The 16,642-nt window shown below is 65.5% G+C and carries 12 protein-coding genes; 4 read left to right on the top strand and 8 right to left on the bottom strand.

Annotation, left to right across the window (positions count from 1 at the left end; genetic code table 11):
* The first annotated feature begins 57 nt into the window (after nucleotides 1–57).
* The gene (locus CFB50_RS37165) at nucleotides 58–1,620 is read left to right on the top strand and encodes an ATP-binding protein (RefSeq protein WP_089449350.1); all 1,563 of its coding nucleotides are present in this window, start codon (nucleotides 58–60) and stop codon (nucleotides 1,618–1,620) included.
* A gap of 145 nt (nucleotides 1,621–1,765) precedes the next feature.
* Here CFB50_RS37165 and CFB50_RS37160 read toward each other — a convergent pair whose 3' ends face one another.
* Nucleotides 1,766–2,677: a LysR family transcriptional regulator gene (locus CFB50_RS37160; RefSeq protein ID WP_089449349.1), complete on the bottom strand. Its 912-nt coding sequence runs from the start codon at nucleotides 2,675–2,677 to the stop codon at nucleotides 1,766–1,768.
* A 107-nt stretch (nucleotides 2,678–2,784) separates the two neighbouring features.
* Here CFB50_RS37160 and CFB50_RS37155 point away from each other — a divergent pair, with 107 nt between their 5' ends.
* Nucleotides 2,785–3,459 (top strand): DsbA family oxidoreductase, encoded by a 675-nt coding sequence (locus tag CFB50_RS37155; protein WP_089449348.1) that lies wholly within the window; start codon nucleotides 2,785–2,787, stop codon nucleotides 3,457–3,459.
* Between the two features lie 2 nt (nucleotides 3,460–3,461).
* Complete coding sequence (locus CFB50_RS37150) at nucleotides 3,462–4,619, top strand: FAD binding domain-containing protein (RefSeq protein WP_089449347.1); 1,158 nt, start codon at nucleotides 3,462–3,464, stop codon at nucleotides 4,617–4,619.
* A 421-nt stretch (nucleotides 4,620–5,040) separates the two neighbouring features.
* Here CFB50_RS37150 and CFB50_RS37145 read toward each other — a convergent pair whose 3' ends face one another.
* Both CFB50_RS37145 and CFB50_RS37140 read right to left on the bottom strand, forming a co-directional pair.
* Complete coding sequence (locus CFB50_RS37145; RefSeq protein ID WP_089449346.1) at nucleotides 5,041–6,030, bottom strand: alpha/beta hydrolase fold domain-containing protein; 990 nt, start codon at nucleotides 6,028–6,030, stop codon at nucleotides 5,041–5,043.
* Between the two features lie 179 nt (nucleotides 6,031–6,209).
* Nucleotides 6,210–8,858: an ATP-binding protein gene (locus tag CFB50_RS37140; protein WP_089449345.1), complete on the bottom strand. Its 2,649-nt coding sequence runs from the start codon at nucleotides 8,856–8,858 to the stop codon at nucleotides 6,210–6,212.
* Between the two features lie 174 nt (nucleotides 8,859–9,032).
* Between CFB50_RS37140 and CFB50_RS37135 the strand changes: the two genes are divergently transcribed.
* On the top strand, nucleotides 9,033–10,004 hold the full coding sequence (locus CFB50_RS37135; RefSeq protein ID WP_089449344.1) for a LysR family transcriptional regulator: 972 nt from the start codon (nucleotides 9,033–9,035) through the stop codon (nucleotides 10,002–10,004).
* A gap of 398 nt (nucleotides 10,005–10,402) precedes the next feature.
* Here CFB50_RS37135 and CFB50_RS37130 read toward each other — a convergent pair whose 3' ends face one another.
* From CFB50_RS37130 to CFB50_RS37110, 5 genes are all read right to left on the bottom strand, one after another.
* On the bottom strand, nucleotides 10,403–11,449 hold the full coding sequence (locus CFB50_RS37130) for an MBL fold metallo-hydrolase (protein WP_089449343.1): 1,047 nt from the start codon (nucleotides 11,447–11,449) through the stop codon (nucleotides 10,403–10,405).
* A 177-nt stretch (nucleotides 11,450–11,626) separates the two neighbouring features.
* A complete protein-coding gene (locus CFB50_RS37125) occupies nucleotides 11,627–13,108 on the bottom strand; it encodes an alginate export family protein (RefSeq protein WP_089449562.1) in 1,482 nt (493 codons plus the stop codon).
* 14 nt (nucleotides 13,109–13,122) lie between these two features.
* A complete protein-coding gene (locus CFB50_RS37120) occupies nucleotides 13,123–14,076 on the bottom strand; it encodes a glyoxalase (RefSeq protein WP_089449342.1) in 954 nt (317 codons plus the stop codon).
* A 210-nt stretch (nucleotides 14,077–14,286) separates the two neighbouring features.
* Complete coding sequence (locus CFB50_RS37115) at nucleotides 14,287–14,739, bottom strand: DoxX family protein (protein WP_089449341.1); 453 nt, start codon at nucleotides 14,737–14,739, stop codon at nucleotides 14,287–14,289.
* A gap of 1 nt (nucleotide 14,740) precedes the next feature.
* The gene (locus tag CFB50_RS37110; protein ID WP_089449561.1) at nucleotides 14,741–16,630 is read right to left on the bottom strand and encodes an amidohydrolase; all 1,890 of its coding nucleotides are present in this window, start codon (nucleotides 16,628–16,630) and stop codon (nucleotides 14,741–14,743) included.
* Nucleotides 16,631–16,642: the final 12 nt, after the last annotated feature.

Genomic DNA, 16,642 nt, shown 5'->3' with positions numbered 1-16,642 from the left:
CTATCAATAGATTCCCTTCCCGCTGGAACACCTCGATCGCGATTGGACGAAGCTGCCATGACTCAAGCGAAACATCCGTTGCCAACACTCACTTCCGGTAAGCAGCGGATCCGAATGGGTGAATGCGAGATCGACCTTGGTGCGCGAATGTTCCGCCGTCGGGGCCAGGCACACGAGCTTGGGTCTCGCGCTTTCGACATCCTCGCGGTCATCGCTCTGGCAGCAGGTCGCCTGGTTTCGAAGAATGAATTGATGGACGCAGTGTGGCCGGACACGTTTGTCGAAGAAAACAACCTCCACGTCCACCTCTGCGCCATACGCAAGGCACTCGGCCCCGACGGGAAGCTCATTGTAACGGTCCCGCGACGCGGCTACAAACTGACGATCCCCCAACCGGAGACGCCAGAACCTGACCCGATGATGCTGGACCGACTCGTTGACGGTAAAGCGGATGCGATGACGGGGCGCGCGTCGCTACTGGGCAGGGAACAAGTCATCGCCGATATACGATCGAGGCTGCCATCCATGCGCGTTCTCACGCTTGCGGGTGCAGGTGGCATCGGCAAGACATCGATTGTCCGCGAAATCGCACGCCGGCTCTCAGACGAACGTGCCCCGAATATTCACTTCGTCGAACTGGCTGCCCGCAACACCTGCCGAGATGTCATTCAAGCCGTTGCCGCCGGCTGTGGCGTCACCGTCGACAGTCAAGAGTCGGACCTTGAACGTTTCGCGCTCATGTTGACGAAAGTAAAGGGCTTGCTCATCATCGACAACGCCGAGCACGTCGTCGAGCATGTAGCACAACTCATTGAGTTTGCCTGCAGTCGCGCATCCGAACTCCGCGTGCTTGTTACCAGCAGAACGCCGCTTCGCGTACCTTGTGAATTTGTCTATCGTGTCGGTCCGCTGGCCCTGCCTGAGCGAGAGGATGACGTCGAGGCCATGCTCAGCTCCCCCTCCGTTCGCCTTTTCCTTCGTCGCTTGTCTTCCAATGGCCATAACCTCGACTGGGACCATGACGGTCTACGGGCGGTTCAGGAGATATGCCGACGCTTGGACGGCGTCCCACTTGCAATTGAATTGGCGGCCGGACGCGCCGCGGTTCTTGGACTGGAGCACATCCTGCACGGCCTGGAAGAACCGTTGCTCTACCTCGGCGGTGGCTACAGAACTGCTGACGAGAGGCACAAGAGCGTGCGAGCCTCGCTCGATTGGAGCTTCGATATGTTGAGCGACAGCGAGCAGACGGTGTTTCGCCGCCTCTGCGCGATTGACGGCCACTTCAACGCTGACGCAGCGTGTTTTATCGCCCAAGACCACTCACTTTCTCGTTCCGCGGTGATGAACTGTGTCTGCGAACTCGTCGACAAATCGCTAGTGGAAATCTATTTTGAGAGTGCCGAGGTCAAGTATCAAGTGTTGGCGCTGGCGCGAGCCTATGGCAGAGAAAAACTTGTTGAGGCTGGCGAATTGAGTCGCGTCGTGGAACGGCACGCCCGATATGGTAGCGACAAAGCCATTAATGTATTGCTTCCCCAAAGTATGCCCGAGAGGTCCAGCTCGAGAGCAAGGGCTGAAGTGGCCCCGCTCCCCGCGTTTAGTCCAATAGCCGCCTAGGGCGTGTTCCAGCGAAAGACCGAACGGGCATTGTCTGACCCAGCGGGCGGGCGGAGATTTCGCGGTCGCTGTTTCGCGGCAAACGCCCGGGCAGCAGCCCGACGGATGTGTTCCATTTTATTGAAGCGCTGCCCTGACAGGACGCTCATCCGGCGAATGCCTGTCGTATCCGCTCGGCGAGAAATGTGACAAACGCCTGCACCTTGCGCGAATGACGTCGGTTCGGCAAATATGCCGCATAGACCTGCACATCGCCCATCAGCGGTTGCACCGACCAAGCGTCGAAGAGCGATAGCATCTCGCCGGCGACGATATCGCCCTGCACGAGCCACGTCGGTACCAGTGCGATTCCCTGACCGTTCAGCACGCCTTCGCGGAGTATGTCGAGACTGTTTGCGGTCAACCTGCCGTTCACCTCGACTTTTTCCGTGTGCCCATCGCGCGTGAATGTCCAGCTTTGCCGGCCTTGCCGGTATGGAAAACGCAAGCAGTGATGGCCGGCCAGATCGGCAGGGATCGCCGGGATTCCCATTCGCTCCAGATACGGATGGCTCGCGACCACGACGCGATGATTGTCCATCAGCTTCCGGACGACCAATCCCGGATCCTGCGCCGGCACGCCGATCCGCACCGCGACATCGAGCCGGTCGGCTGCCAGATCGAGATAGGCATCCGACACCACGAGATCGAGCGACACGTTCGGATACGCATCGAGAAACGCGGACAGGTGTGGCCCGAGCACGATCCGCGCGTAGGTCACCGGCACCGACACACGCAAGGTGCCGACTGGTTCGCTTCCGGCGTCCGCGACACTCTCGTCCGCCTCGACCAGCTCGGACAACAGTCGACTCACCTGCTCGAGATAGGTCGCCCCAGCATCGGTCAACGTCACCTGCCGCGTTGTCCGCGTCAGCAGTTTCACGCCGAGAGACGCCTCGAGCGCATCCATCAGGCGGGTAACCGAAGACGTCACGGTGCCAAGCTGGCGCGCCGCCTTCGAAAACCCGCCCGTGTCCGCGACGACAGCGAACGTCTGTAGCGCCAGCAGTTTGTCCATACCCTCTCCCTTTGCTGATTGTGCAACGCTGGATTGCGCCCAGCCGGTATTCTGCATCGTCCCGCCGACCTCTACGCTGTGCACATTCGGATTCAGCAGGAGGCGGCATGTCGTCCGTCGATATTCAGGTATTTCACGATTTCGCGTGCCCATGGTCCCGGATAGCCGAAGCCAATCTTCGCACGGCCCTCGTATCCCTCGGCTTTGACTCGTCAGCCGTCGTCACGTATCACCCGTTCGAACTGAACCCCGGCTTGCCCAGGACTGGCGTCAACCGCGCCGCTTACCTCGCGCGCGAGCATGGCAGCGCCATGCATGCGCAACGCCGCGACGCCGACGCCGAACGGGCGGGCAGGCGCATCGGCCTCGCATTCGATTTCGATCGGCTCACCGTGTTGCCCGCTACCTTGCCCGCACACCGGCTGATGGATTTTGCCGTCGCGGATGGCCCAACGGAATTGGCGATGGCACTCGCCACGTCGATTCACGACGCGTATTTCGTGCACGCGCTCGATATCAGCGATCACGACGTGCTCGTCGAGATCGGGGCTCGACACGGGTTGGCGCCACACACGACCGCCAAATTCCTCGCCTCCGGTGCGGGCGTGGATGCCGTGCGGACCGCGCGCGGACGGGCCCGAGAAGACGGCATCAAAGTCGTGCCGACCGTGTTGGTCGGCTCGACGCACATCCCCGGTGCGCAACCCCCCGGCATCTTCGCTCGCGCGCTGCGCGGCGCCGCGCTGACCGCACCTCAATCCCAATTACCTGAAAGAGTGTGATCATGAACCAGACAGTCTCCTGTCGTGCGATCGTAATCGGCGGCTCGCTCGGCGGTCTATTCGCCGCGACAACCTTGCGGGCGATCGGCTGGCACGTCGATGTGTTCGAGCGGTCGGCGAGTGAACTCGACAGCCGTGGCGGCGGACTCGTACTGCAACCCGATGTTCTCGATGCATTCCGCTTCGCCGGAATTGCACATCCGGGCGCGCTCGGCGTGCCTTCTCGCGACCGGCAGTTTCTCGACGCAAGCGGCACGGTCATCGCGCGGCAGCGGATGCCGCAGACCCAGACCGCGTGGAGCATGCTCTACCACACGCTCAGGCGCAGCCTGCCGGAGGGCGTGGTGCATGCAGGCGTCGCGCTGACCGACGTCGCGCAGGACGGCGACTACGTCGAGGCGACGTTATCGAACGGGGACCGAATTCGAGCCGATCTATTGATAGGCGCCGATGGCCCCCAGTCGACAGTCCGATCCCTTCTGCTATCCGGCGCGCAGCCCGCATATGCCGGCTATGTCGCGTGGCGCGGACTCGTACCGGAAGCAACGCTCGACCCGCAATCTACTGCGCAGCTGGCGGATGCGTTTACGTTTCAGGATGGTGTCGGCCATCAGCTGCTCACCTATCTGATTCCAGGCGACGACGGCTCGACACGGCCCGGCGAGCGACGCTGGAACTGGGTCTGGTATCGGCCGCTGCCGGCCGGCGCCGAACTGGACGCGGCGCTGACGGATCGTGACGGCGGGCAGCGGACGCATTCAATCCCCCCCGGCGCGCTGCAGGATACGTATCGCGTGCGACTGCGCGACGACGCATCGCGCCGACTCGCGCCCTCGCTCGCAGCGCTCGTGCAGGCAACCGATGCACCGTTCATGCAGATCATCCAGGATTACCAGGCGCCGCAGCTCGTCTATGGACGCGTTGTCTTGATTGGCGACGCCGCCTTCGTCGCGCGGCCGCATACTGGCGCCGGCTCGGGTAAGGCAGCCGCCAACGCGGTATCGCTCGCCCGCAGTCTGCAGGCGCACGGCCACTCGATCGACAGCGCGTTGTCCGAGTGGGAAGCCGTGGAATTGCGCATCGGCCAGCAACTGGCACAGCTCGGCACGATGCTCGGCGCGCGCATCATGGGTAGCGCAGACGCGCGTCGACGTGCATAACCGGCGAGCACGAAGCGGCGCTCGATGCCGACCCGCTCGAGCAGCGGTGACAGTTGTGGACACTCGATCGCTCCTGGTTCATGGATGGGCCATCCAGTTGAGGTCGGACGGAGTTCGTGGAGGCCAACGGGTCAAGCAGTGATCCGATTCAGATGGAAGCGCTGCGTGAACGCGACAGGCGATTGGCAGATCCGTTCGCTCATCGCGTAACAGACAATTTCGCCGCTGTACAGATCCCTCAGCCCGGCAAGATACAGCCAGCCCTCGTCGGGTCGGTCACGCCTGACTGAGAGGACGCGCCCCAACCGAAGGCAACTTAATCGTTATGACGGAAACGCGCTGCCGCTCGATTTCCTGACGGGATGGGAAGGTTGATCTGTGGCGTTCGTCGATGCAGTCGACTGACATATCGATCCCATATTCAGTGTCCGCGTAGCGTCGCGCGGATCGCGCCGCATGCCAATCGCAATGCCGCCTCGGTGGGCGGCGTGTCGGCGAGGCCGTCGAGCACCGTGAAATCGTGAATCGTGCCGAGGCAGCGAACCGCGCTGACGCGCACCCCGGCGAGCATCAGCTTGCGGGCGTAGGTTTCGCCGTCGTCACGTGCGGCATCGTTTTCAGCTGTGACGATCAGCGCTGGAGGCAGGTCTTCGAGATCCGTGTAACTCGCGTTTAGCGGCATCGCGATTATTTCGCCGCGGTTTTCTGACGGAAAGCGCGTCCATGCGTGCATGCGCTCGGTGTGTGTGGTCAAGCTCGGACCGTCGGCGTATGTCGCTGCCGAGGCGCCCGCCGTGCTTGTAGAAAAAGTCGGACACAGCATGATCTGAAGCGCGATACGGGGGCCGCGGCGCGCCTTGACGAGCGGCGCGAGGGTGGCGGCGAGATGACCGCCCGTGCCTTCGCCTGCGACGATAAGGGCGCCTCCGTCGAGATTCAATGCACGTGCATGCTCGTGCAGATGGACGAGCGCGGTGAACGCCTGCTCGTTTTGGGTCTGAAAGCACGCGGCGGGCGCGGGCGTGTAATCGACCAGTACGACGACCGCCTCGGCGTCGGTGGCAATCCTGCGCGCGAGCCGGTTATCGCTTTGGGCACCCGCGAAACTCGCGCCGTCCGGCAGGAAGAGCACGGCGGGCAGCGGAGTCGGCGCCGCCTGCGGCGGTCGTACGATCCGTATCGTGAAGCCCGGATCCGCGGCGCCCGCTTTCAGCGCGATTTCTTCGGTGTGGATCGCGTCGGTAGCCTCGCCGTTTGCCCATTCGCGCAATCGCTCTGCCGGAACCCCTGCCTCAGTGGCATGGTCGACGAACGATTGCGTTTCCGCGTCGAGGACCGGATACGAGTTTGCGGATCTGATCAGGCCCGGTGCGGCGTCTTCAGGCAGACGGGCAGACGTGAAATCGTTCATGGGGCAGTTTCCGATGAGTGAGGCTTGCTTGTCGATCCGGCACCGTTGGCCGTCGACAGAACAAATTTTCATCGGATTCCCGCACGAGCCACAGTTAAGCGTTGCTAAGAGGCGTTAAGCCCGTGTCCAGCAAAGCGTTCCGGCGAGTGACGCGCGCGTCGAGCCGATTTACCGTCGCTTCATGTCTGCACACCGCGCGTTGCCGCGGCCTCCTGCAAATGCCCCTGCAACCACGACGGCGTGTCTGCCCGTCCCGCTTCGATCAATGCGTTTGCGCTCCCTGCGTCGCCAGCGCACGCGAACACTTCGAGTTGCATCGGGGTTGCGCCTGCCGGCGTGACAGGTCTGCCTTCGTGAATGGCCTCGAAGCCCTCTCCCCATTTGTCCCAATACGCGAGACCGCGCCGGCGCGTGCGCTCGCGAAGCCGTGCGGTCCATTCGCGCGCGAGCGCCACTTCCCCTTCCCATGTCGCGACGGCGATCGAGCCGATCGCGAGCCCATAACAGACGGTCAGATCGTGATCGATCGCGAGCGCCTCCGTCGCGCAGTCGCGCGCGAGCGCCATCGCCGCGTCGGTCTCGCCCTGCAGCCACATAATGCGCATCAGAATGGAAAGCGCAGCGATATGCGCATCGACCTGCGCGTGATTCGCGTGGGTCGCGCGCACCGGGTCCTTGTCGCGCGCCATCACCGCTTCGATCAACGCGCGCGCGATAGCGTGGTCCCCGAGGAAGTGATGTGACAGCGCGCACATCCGCTCGCCGGTTTGCGTCGTCGCAAAGTCGCCCGTCCGTGCGGCGGTAGCGCGAAACGCACGCGCATGTTCGAGGCTTTCCGCGTATACGCCCGCGAGCGTCCGATGCGCCCACACGCCCCACAGCGTGCGCAATGCGAGCCGGTCGTCGCCGAGGCGCTGCGCGGCGGCCTGTGCGGCGTCGAACGCGTGGGCCATCTCCGCCGTCGGCCCACGCGTGTGCCACAGCGCGTGACCGTACGCGGCGAGCAGCTCGATATGCTGCTCCTTGCCCGCCAGATCCGAGTTTTCCGCGGCGGCGATCGCGCGCTCGGCCATCCCGAGGAACTCGTGAGGGAGCGAAAGATGAAACCACAGCGGCGCCGTCGCGATCAGCAGATCGATCGCGAGCTTCGGTTCGCCATCCTGCGCGGCCGCCCAATCGAACGCGGCTCGCACGTCGTTGATTCGCTGGCTGTGAATCGCGAGCCACTGACGCGGCGCCTTGCCTTCCCACGCCGCCACGGGGTCGGCAAAGATCGCACAGCAGTACAACGCATGGCGGCGGCGCGCGTCCTCGAGTTCGTTCGTCTCTTCAAGTCGCATGTGTGCGTAGTGGCGCGTCGTGTCGAGCAGTCGATACGGATGGTCCGAATCGTCGATTGCGCAGGCGATCAGCGACTTGGCGATCAGGCCAGTGACGGCGTCGAAGGCGGCGAGGTCATCGACGTCGCCACCGGCCGCGACAGCCGCGGCGGCATCCATGCCGAAGGCGGCCCGCATGACCGAGAGGCGGCGCAGCACCTGGCGCTCCTCCGGCCGGAGCAATTCATAGCTCCAGTCGAGCGTTGCGCGCAGCGTCTGCTGGCGCGGGAGCGCCGTGCGGCGGCCCTGCGTGAGCAGCGCGAAGCGATCGTCGAGCCGCGCTGCAATCGAATGCACGTCCATCAAGCCGACGCGCGCCGCCGCAAACTCGATCGCGAGCGGGATACCGTCGAGCCGTCGGCAAATATCGATCACGGGGCCCAGATTCGCGGCGCTCAACGCAAAGCGGTCATTGGCGGCGCGCGCGCGGTCCTGAAACAGCGCGATCGCCGGGAACTGCACGGCGTCGTCGAGGCTCACGACTGCGTCGGTTTCGGGCGACGGCAACGCGGCGAGGCGATGGACGGATTCGCCTTCCGCGCGCAGCGGCTCGCGGCTCGTGACCAGCAGATGCACGCCGGACGCGCCTTGCAGCAGTTGCTCGGCGAGCACGGCAACGGCATCGATCAGATGCTCGCAGTTGTCCAGCACCAGCAGCGCCGGCGACGCCTCGAGCGCCTGGATAAGGTCGGGCACCGGATCGCCGCTGGAGACGGCAACGCCGAGCGCCGAGGCGATCGTACTGGCCGCGCTCGCGGCCGCGGAAACCGGCGCGAAATTGACGAACACGGCGCGCATGCCGGTGCGCTGTGTGAAGCGATGCGCGACAGCGACGGCCACAGTCGTCTTCCCCATGCCGCCCGGGCCAGCGATCGTGAGCAAGCGTCGCTCGGGCAAGTGGTCGGTCAGACCTGCGATGACGTCCTCGCGACCTATCACGCGGGCGAGCGTGACCGGCAGACCGCGTGAACCGCTTTCGGACCCGGTGGAAGGCTGGGCGGCGTGCGTATGAGGCCGTGGTGCGGCAGGGTCCGCTGCTTCGACACGGGTAACGGGCGCCGCGAAACGATAGCCGCGTCCGGTCTCGTTGACGATGTAACGCGCACCGTCCGGTCCGTCACCGAGCACCTTGCGCAGCGCCGACAGATGCACGCGCAGCGCGCCTTCCTCGACGACGTTGTCCACCCAGACGCTGTCGCACAGATTGCGCGTCGAGACCAGCGCGCCCGCATGCTCGACAAGGACGACGAGAATGTCGAGCGCGCGGCTGCCGATTTTCAGCGGCGCACCGTCCTTGAGCAGGATTCGTTGCGGGAATTGCAGCGTAAAAGGGCCGAACGCGAGGCTGTAAGGAGCGGTCATCGAGAGCGTCATCGCGCGGGTTAAGTGCCAGCCAATACGGTGTGCCGGGAGTGCACACTGACGCAAAAACAGCCAATCATTGCTCAAAAGCGCAGTACGCGCCCTTAAAAGATCTTAAAAAAACCTGCTTTGCTGCAGCCGACGACGATTGGCACGGCTCCGCGCGCCGACTTAGCAACGCTTAACAAGTCGTAACTGGCCCGATGCGCGTCTGCCCGCCAACATTGCTCCATGCAAGCCAATCAATGATCGGAGGTCGAGATGGAGCGTCTGAAAGCGCTGGAAGTATTCAAGGCAGTGGCGGACCACGGCAGTTTCACGCGGGCGGCGGACGCGACCAATATTGGCGTACCGTCGGTGAGCCGCGCGGTGCAGGATCTTGAAACGATGCTCGGTGTGCAGCTCTTCAACCGGACCACGCGCCGCGTCGCGTTGACCACGGCGGGCCATGCGGTGCTCGAGCGCGTCACGGGCGTCCTGTCCTCCTATGAAAACCTCGCGCGTACCGGCAGCGACGAAGCCGGCGATTGCGCGGGTAACGTCCGCATCGAGGTGCCGGCCATCTTCGATACCGCCCGCCTCACTTCCGTCCTTGTCCGCTTCATGCGCGCCTGGCCGAAAGTACGGGTCGACGTGCGGCGCGTCGATCACCAGGCCGACACACTCGGCGATCTTGCCGACCTCGCAATCGTCGTCGGTCGCTCGGCGCCGTCGTCGTGCATCGCGCGATCACTCGCGGCCGTGCCGCTCGGGCTTTATGCGAGTCCTGCCTGGCTCGAACGGACCAACGGTCTCGCTCACCCGCTCGATGTGCCTGCCGAAGCTTGCCTGGCAACGGGCGCGCAGCATTCGGCATGGACGGTCAGCCATCAAGCATCCGGGGAGTGTGTTTCGCTTGGCGCGCGCGCGGCGCTGCGCACGAATTGTCCTCATGCGCTTCTCGCGGCGGCCGTCGACGGCGAGGGGGTAGCCATCCTGCCCAACCAGCTCGCCCAAGCGGCGCTCGATCGCGGCGAACTCGTGCGTGTGCTCGATGCGTGGCAGGTGGCGCCACTGGAAGCCTGTCTCGTTTACCGGTCCAGACGCAATCTCCCCGCGCGGGTGCGCAAATTGACCGAGTATTTGCTCGATGCCTTCGGCGAGCAGCGCGACGAGGTGGGCGCAATGGCGGCCGTACCGAACATTGCCCGGATGGCAGCGACGCAGGCGACGCTCACGCCGTGCGCAGCTTGATGAAGATTGTGCTTATACGAATGCAGGGGAAACAACGAAATGATGGTTGATTTTGCTGGATGTGTGCTGGACGTGTCGTCGCGGTATCTCGGACTCGCGACCAGGAACCGGACGGTCGTGGCTTACGTCGACGCCGGACCGGGACATGCAACGCGCGTGAGCGATTCACATCGTGGCGCGTCGTCCTCCAGAATGCCGCAGCAGGCGCATGCTGCCACGGATGTGGCCTCGCCGATGTAGCCGGTCCCTCGGAGGAGCGATGTGACGGCACTTCGCGTGCGGTGACGAAGGACGCCGGTCGAGGCGTCGACATCCGGTCCCGGAAGGCTGCGGTGCATTCGACCGCAGCCGAGGGCGCGAGATTGTGAAGGACTATCGTTCGATGGGCCTCACGGTCGTCACCGCACCGGCGTTGCGTCGTAGTTGACCGGCACCCAGTCGTATTGCGCACCGTCCCGGCGCAGGTGGCCGAGCCCGGGAAACGCGATATGCGCGGCGCCGACGAGATAGCGCCGATCGGCGACGCGCTTCAGCGTGTCCCGCCGCGTGCGGCGGGCGGCGCCGGCATCGCTGTCGTACTGGACCGTCGCGTTCACGTCGCGCAACTGGATCGCCGCCACGTGCACGATGTCGCCCCACGCGAGCAGGCCCGCGTTGCCGCTCTCGATCAGATAAGCCGTATGCCCCGGCGTATGGCCGGGCATCGGCACCGCGCGAATGCCGGGCGCGAGCGTCGCTTCGCCGCGAAACGTCTTGAAGCGGCCGGTCGCGACGTAAGGCGCGACCGCGGCGGCGGCCGCATCGAAAAACGATGAGAGGAACGCAGGCGCTTGCGCCTTGTTCGCGGGATCGAGCCAGTAAGCGGCTTCCACTTCGTTCACCCGCACGATCGCATTCGGAAACGTCATCGCGCCGTTCGACACAATGCCGCCGACATGGTCCTTGTGCAGGTGCGTGAGCAGCACTTCGTCGATCTGCGCGGGCGCGTAGCCGGCCGCGCGCAGGTCGTCGAGCAGCTTGCCGCAGCAGTCACCGTACAGCGTGCCGGCACCCGCATCGACGAGGATCCGCTTCGATCCGGTATCGACCAGAAACGCGTTGATCGACCCCTGCACGGGCGGCTCCAGGAACGCGCGGTCGAGGTCGCGCCGGATCTCGTTCTTCGAGATGTCGCGAAACACCGTGTCGACCGGAAACGGATGGGTGCCGTCGGACAGCGCGATCACCGTGAAGTCACCGATCTTCTGCCGATAGAAGCCGGGGGGCTGCTGGCCCGCGGCAGGGGCTGGCGCTGTGGATTGCGCTTCGGATTGCGCATTGGCGTGGGCGTCGGGCTGCACGCCGGCCTGCGCGAACGCCGCGGACGCGAGCAGGCCCGCACATCCGGCCACGACGAGCAAACGGGCCGCATGCACAACGCACGCGTGCCGGGACAGGTTCTTCATGTGTTCTCCGCGATGAACCGTGCGCGCGCCCGGCCACGAACGGGACGACCCGCGCGACACGCGATGTTGCCCAGCGTATCGGGCACGGTGGCGAAAATCCTGCGCGGCGCCTGAATTGTCCTGAAGACCCGGCACGCGAGCGCGGCCGCCGCACCGGCCGGCGCGCGGCACGACACATCACCAGCCGAACTTCGCTTCCATCCCGACATAGTCGGCGTTGCGCGCGCCGAGTGCGCGAATCGACGAGCCGAGCTGGAAGTGCACGGCTTCGAGCGCGAGTGCGACGTTCGCGTTCACGAGCCAGTCGACGCGCGCCTGTGCGTACATCCCCGTCCACGCACCACCCTTGCCCGCCGTGCCCGGCACCGCCGACATCCCCTGCCCGTAGATCGCATCGGCCGTCGTCTGCCGCCACTGGAAGCCGACGGCGGTGAGCACCGTCACCGAGCTGGCCGGCTTGAAGGTCAGCGACGGCTTCACGTGGATCAGGTTGCTGTACCCGGTATAGCCGGCGAGCGTGAAGTAATAGCCGTTCGGAAACATCGGGTTGAACGTGCCGACGCGCCGGTCGCCCGGATGCGCGTCGCCCGATGCGCCGTCGACCTGGATGCCGATGCGCGGCGTGCCGGCCGTCTTCGCGAACGTGTAGCCGCCCAGCGCGCCGAACGCCCACGCGCCGATCGTGTCCTGCCCGACGTGGCCCGTCTGCAGCATCGCCTCGACGTCCCAGTCGAGCCCGTCAGTCTTGCCCGCATAGCGCATGTCGAACACGTCGCGCCGTTCGGTGCCGGACGCATCCGGATAGCGCGCGTTGTCGCGCGTATAGCGCGACCAGTACGCGGACAGATCGCCGGGCCCCGTGCCGTTGCGCTCGACGCGCACGCCGTCGAATCGCAGGTGCCGGTTCGACACGTCGTCGAACACGGCCGCATTGCGATACTGCACCGGGCGCGTCACATAGCCGATCAAGCGCCATTTGCCGATTTCGTAATCGGTCCACAGTCCATCGTATGCCTGCCGCACGTTCGGGCCGTCGCGTACCGACACGAAACGCTGCAAATCGAACGCCATCTCCTGCCGGCCGATCCGCGTCTTGAACGTGCCGGCCCCCAGTTGATCGACGTACGCGACGAACGCCTGCTCGAGGTCGAGCTGGTCCTTGTCGACCGGGCCGACGGTGTCCTTGCCGAACGGCCGCGCATCGACGAACTGCACGAACGCCTGGAAGTGCCCGCGATACCGCAGGTCCGCGTGCACGTTCGTGCGCTGGATCACGTAGTTGTCGTCGTGCGCGGAGCCGAGGCCGAACAGCGGCGCGTTGTTCAGTTCGAAGCGCTCGCGCAGGTTCGCGCCGAGCGACAGGTAGGTCGACGGATCGTCGCCGAGCCGTATGTATTTCAGCGCGTCGAACGGCTTGCGCGGCACGCACGGATTCGCGAGCACCGACCAGTCTTCCTGCCAGCGGTTGAACGACACCGTCGGACGTTTCGCGGTGCACGACGCCGTGGCGGCGGCAGCCGGCGACGCGGCCGCGCCGGCCGCCGCTACATTGGCATCGGCATCGGCAGCGGCATCGGCGCCGACGGCCGCCCCCGCATGCAACGCGGCGCCGCCCGCCAGCACGACGCACGGCAGCGCGCCGCGCCACGATCGTTTCATCGGCCGGCGCACCGTCATTTCGACCGCGCGTGGATTTCGGCGACGTAGCCGCCCGGGAATTGCACGAGCGCCGCGTCGCGGCCGTCCGACTTGAACGGCGGCACGAGCACCGTCACGCCCGCGACTTCGGCCTGCTTCAGCGTCGCGCCGAGATCGGCCACTTCGTAGCCCGTCATTTCACGCCCGAACGGGTAAGGCAGCTGGCCGTCCGTCGCGAGCACGGTCATCTTGCCGAAGCCCGATTCGATCCGAATGCGGCGGTACGTGTCGTTCGGCCGGCCGATCTCGATGCCCGGCGCATGGCGCACGTCGGACACGATCTTGCCGTGCGAGAACGCGACGAAGTTGCGCGCCAGCTTGCTCGCGCTTTCCGGCGACACGTACACGCGGTTCTCCGGCACCGTCTGCAGCGGGTCGTAATTCGGCGCCTGCGTGTGCCAGTACAGCTGCATGTTCACGCCGCCCGGCCAGCGGACGATCGCATCGCGGCCGATCGGGTCGGGGAACGTCGTCACGACGATGTCCGCGCCATGCGCGCGCGCCGACTTCACCGCGACGTCCATGTCGGTGACGAGATAGCCGGTGCGTTCCTCGCAGAACGGATACGGGATCGGCGTCTTGAAACCGAATACCGAGATCGTGCCGACCGGCGTCAGCACGAGCTGCGACATCGTCTGGCTCGGCGTCGGCGTGACCTGGAACACGCCCTGCTTCGACTTCTTGCCGCCGAACGTCGCGACGAAGCTGTCGGTGAAGCGGTCGAAGTCTTCGGGTGCGACGCACACGTGGGTCGTGTCGTATTGCGGGCCCACCGCAACGGCGGGGAAGCGCGCCGCGGCGGCCGGCGACGCGATGTCGTCGAGGTGGGTTTCGTCGGCGAATGCCGGCGCGCCGACCAGCAGCGCGGCGAGCACGGCCGACGACGCGGCGGTGATGCGCAGCATGTTGCGCAGATTCAGTGAACTCATTGGTTTTCTCCTTGATGATGATGCGCGCGGCTCGGCGCCGCGCGCGGATTCGGATTCAGCGGGATGCAGGCCACTCGTCCGGGCGGCCCGGACGACACGCGAGAAACACGCGCACCGCGAGCGGCAGCGTGCGCCGCAACCGGGCGCGCGCGGCTTCCCGCTCGGCGAGAGACGGAGCAGACGCATCGTTTCAGCGCGGTCGTCGCAACGTCACCCAATTGCGGGAACGCTGCGAGCCTGGTCTCGCCTATCGTTGAGCACGGTGACGAGGACAAGCCCACCGATCAGCCCCAGATGTTCGAAAAACGCGTTAAGCGCCATGAAGCGCGCAGCGCCCGTCATGTTCCAGAAGTCGGCGGCCACCAGCATCGCGACGAGTGTCAGCACACCGAGGCCGCCTGCGCCGAGCCACGTGAAACGCCGCGACAGCACGCACAGTGGCCCGCCGATCTCGACCACGATCGCCATCGCCGCCCATACCGACCCGGGGTGCAGGCCGAAGTGCGCCTGCTCCGCGGCGGCCGCATTGAAATCCAGCAGCTTGTACACGCCCGCGATCAGATACGCGGACACCAGGATCAGACGCGCGACCGGCAGCACCCATGGCTGCGACAGCAGCGCACGGACCCACGCCGGGGAGTCGTAAGTCGTATGCATCGCCATCTCAGACCGCCCAGCACGAGCACCCGAACGCGCCCCAGAAGCCCTTCGCGTCGGACGTCGGCAACGTGCTTCCCCATGCGCTCGCGTGCGCATGCTGGTGAACGTTGCATTCATTCGCGCAGGCGCACATCGCAGCGGCCGCCGCGCGTTGCAACGGCGCGCCGCTGCGCTGCGTCGCGCCCCAGCCGCCATAGCCGCCGAACTCGCGCACGGGCGACCAGTCCGGCATCGCCGGCGGGATCGGCGCGTCGTGCGACGTGAACGGCCCCGCGCCCCACACGATCTTCCCGTCGACCACCGTCAGCAACGCGGTCGTGCCGGCGATATCGTCCTCCGCGCACGCGAAGAAATCGCGATCCGGGACCACCAGGTCGGCAAGCTGCCCCACCGCGATGCGTCCTTTCTTGCCTTCCTCGTTCGAGAACCACGTCACGTACTCGGTCCACATCCGCAGCGCGGTTTCGCGATCGAGCAGGTTGCGCTGCGGATACAGGCGCATGCCGCCGACCGTCTTGCCGGCCACGAGCCACGCGAGCGACACCCACGGGTTGTACGACGCGACGCGCGTCGCGTCGGTGCCGGCCGACACCTTGAGCCCCTTGGCGAGCATCTTCGCGACAGGCGGCGTCGCCTCGGCGGCTTGCGCACCGTAACGCTCGACGAAGTATTCGCCCTGGTACGCCATCCGGTGCTGCACCGCGATACCGCCGCCGAGCGCGGCGATCCGGTCCATCGATTTCTCGGTGATCGTTTCCGCGTGATCGAAGAACCAGTTCAGCCCTGCGAGCGGGATGTCTTCGTTGACCTTCTCGAACACGTCCAGCGCGCGGCTGATGGTTTCGTCATAGGTCGCGTGCATGCGCCACGGCCAACGGTTTTCCGCGAGCACGCGTACGACGCCTTCGAGATCGTCCTCCATCTGCGCGGGCAGGTCCGGACGCGCGACGCGGAAGTCCTCGAAGTCGGCCGCGGAAAACGCCAGCATCTCGCCGGCGCCGTTGTTGCGGAAGTAGTCGGTTCCATCGTGGTACTTGACGCTCTTCGTCCAGTTCACGAAGTCTTCCTTCTCCGCGTTCGGCTTCTGCGTGAACAGGTTGTACGCGATCCGGATCGTCATCTCGCCCGCGTCGTGCAGCTTGCGGATCACTTCGTAATCGTCCGGATAATTCTGCGAACCGCCGCCCGCGTCGATCACGCCCGTCACGCCCAGCCGGTTCAGCTCGCGCATGAAATGGCGCGTCGAGTTGTACTGATACTCGAACGGCAGCTTCGGCCCCTTCGCGAGCGTCGCGTAGAGGATCGTCGCATTCGGGTTCGCGAGCAGCAGGCCCGTCGGGTTGCCTGCGGCATCGCGAAGGATGGTGCCGCCCGGCGGCTCCGGCGTGTCCTTCGTATAGCCGACGACACGCAGCGCTGCTGCATTCAGCAGCGCGCGATCGTACAGATGCAGGATGAACACCGGCGTGTCCGGCGCGACCGCGTTGAGTTCGTCGATCGTCGGCAGCCGTTTCTCGACGAACTGGTGTTCGGTGAAGCCGCCGACCACGCGCACCCACTGTGGCGCCGGCGTGATCGCGACCTGCTGCTTGAGCATCTCCATCGCGACCGCGAGCGACGGCACGCCGTCCCAGCGCAATTCCATGTTGTAGTTCAGGCCGCCACGAATCACGTGGCAGTGGTTGTCGATCAGGCCCGGCAGCACGCCGCGGCCGCCGAGATCGACCACCTTCGTCGCGCGGCCCGCGAGCGGCATCACGTCCGCTTCGCTGCCGACGGCAACGAAGCGTCCGGCGGCAATCGCGACCGCTGTCGCGACGGGGTTCGCGCGGTCGAGCGTCGTGAATCGTCCGTTATGCAGGATCAGATCCGGTTGGGTCACGGTTGCGGTCATATGCATCACCTC

Source organism: Burkholderia sp. AU33423, from assembly GCF_002223135.1.
In the GTDB taxonomy this organism is placed as follows: Bacteria; Pseudomonadota; Gammaproteobacteria; order Burkholderiales; family Burkholderiaceae; genus Burkholderia; species Burkholderia lata_D.
This window is presented reverse-complemented; position numbering and strand designations above follow the sequence as displayed.

What these genes read in the sequence shown, in the direction of transcription:
- CFB50_RS37165 (WP_089449350.1), top strand. Translation starts at nt 58, where the DNA reads ATGACTCAAGCGAAACATCCGTTGCCAACACTCACTTCCGGTAAGCAG.
- CFB50_RS37160 (WP_089449349.1), bottom strand. Translation starts at nt 2,677, where the DNA reads ATGGACAAACTGCTGGCGCTACAGACGTTCGCTGTCGTCGCGGACACG.
- CFB50_RS37155 (WP_089449348.1), top strand. Translation starts at nt 2,785, where the DNA reads ATGTCGTCCGTCGATATTCAGGTATTTCACGATTTCGCGTGCCCATGG.
- CFB50_RS37150 (WP_089449347.1), top strand. Translation starts at nt 3,462, where the DNA reads ATGAACCAGACAGTCTCCTGTCGTGCGATCGTAATCGGCGGCTCGCTC.
- CFB50_RS37145 (WP_089449346.1), bottom strand. Translation starts at nt 6,030, where the DNA reads ATGAACGATTTCACGTCTGCCCGTCTGCCTGAAGACGCCGCACCGGGC.
- CFB50_RS37135 (WP_089449344.1), top strand. Translation starts at nt 9,033, where the DNA reads ATGGAGCGTCTGAAAGCGCTGGAAGTATTCAAGGCAGTGGCGGACCAC.
- CFB50_RS37130 (WP_089449343.1), bottom strand. Translation starts at nt 11,449, where the DNA reads ATGAAGAACCTGTCCCGGCACGCGTGCGTTGTGCATGCGGCCCGTTTG.
- CFB50_RS37125 (WP_089449562.1), bottom strand. Translation starts at nt 13,108, where the DNA reads ATGAAACGATCGTGGCGCGGCGCGCTGCCGTGCGTCGTGCTGGCGGGC.
- CFB50_RS37120 (WP_089449342.1), bottom strand. Translation starts at nt 14,076, where the DNA reads ATGAGTTCACTGAATCTGCGCAACATGCTGCGCATCACCGCCGCGTCG.
- CFB50_RS37115 (WP_089449341.1), bottom strand. Translation starts at nt 14,739, where the DNA reads ATGGCGATGCATACGACTTACGACTCCCCGGCGTGGGTCCGTGCGCTG.
- CFB50_RS37110 (WP_089449561.1), bottom strand. Translation starts at nt 16,630, where the DNA reads ATGACCGCAACCGTGACCCAACCGGATCTGATCCTGCATAACGGACGA.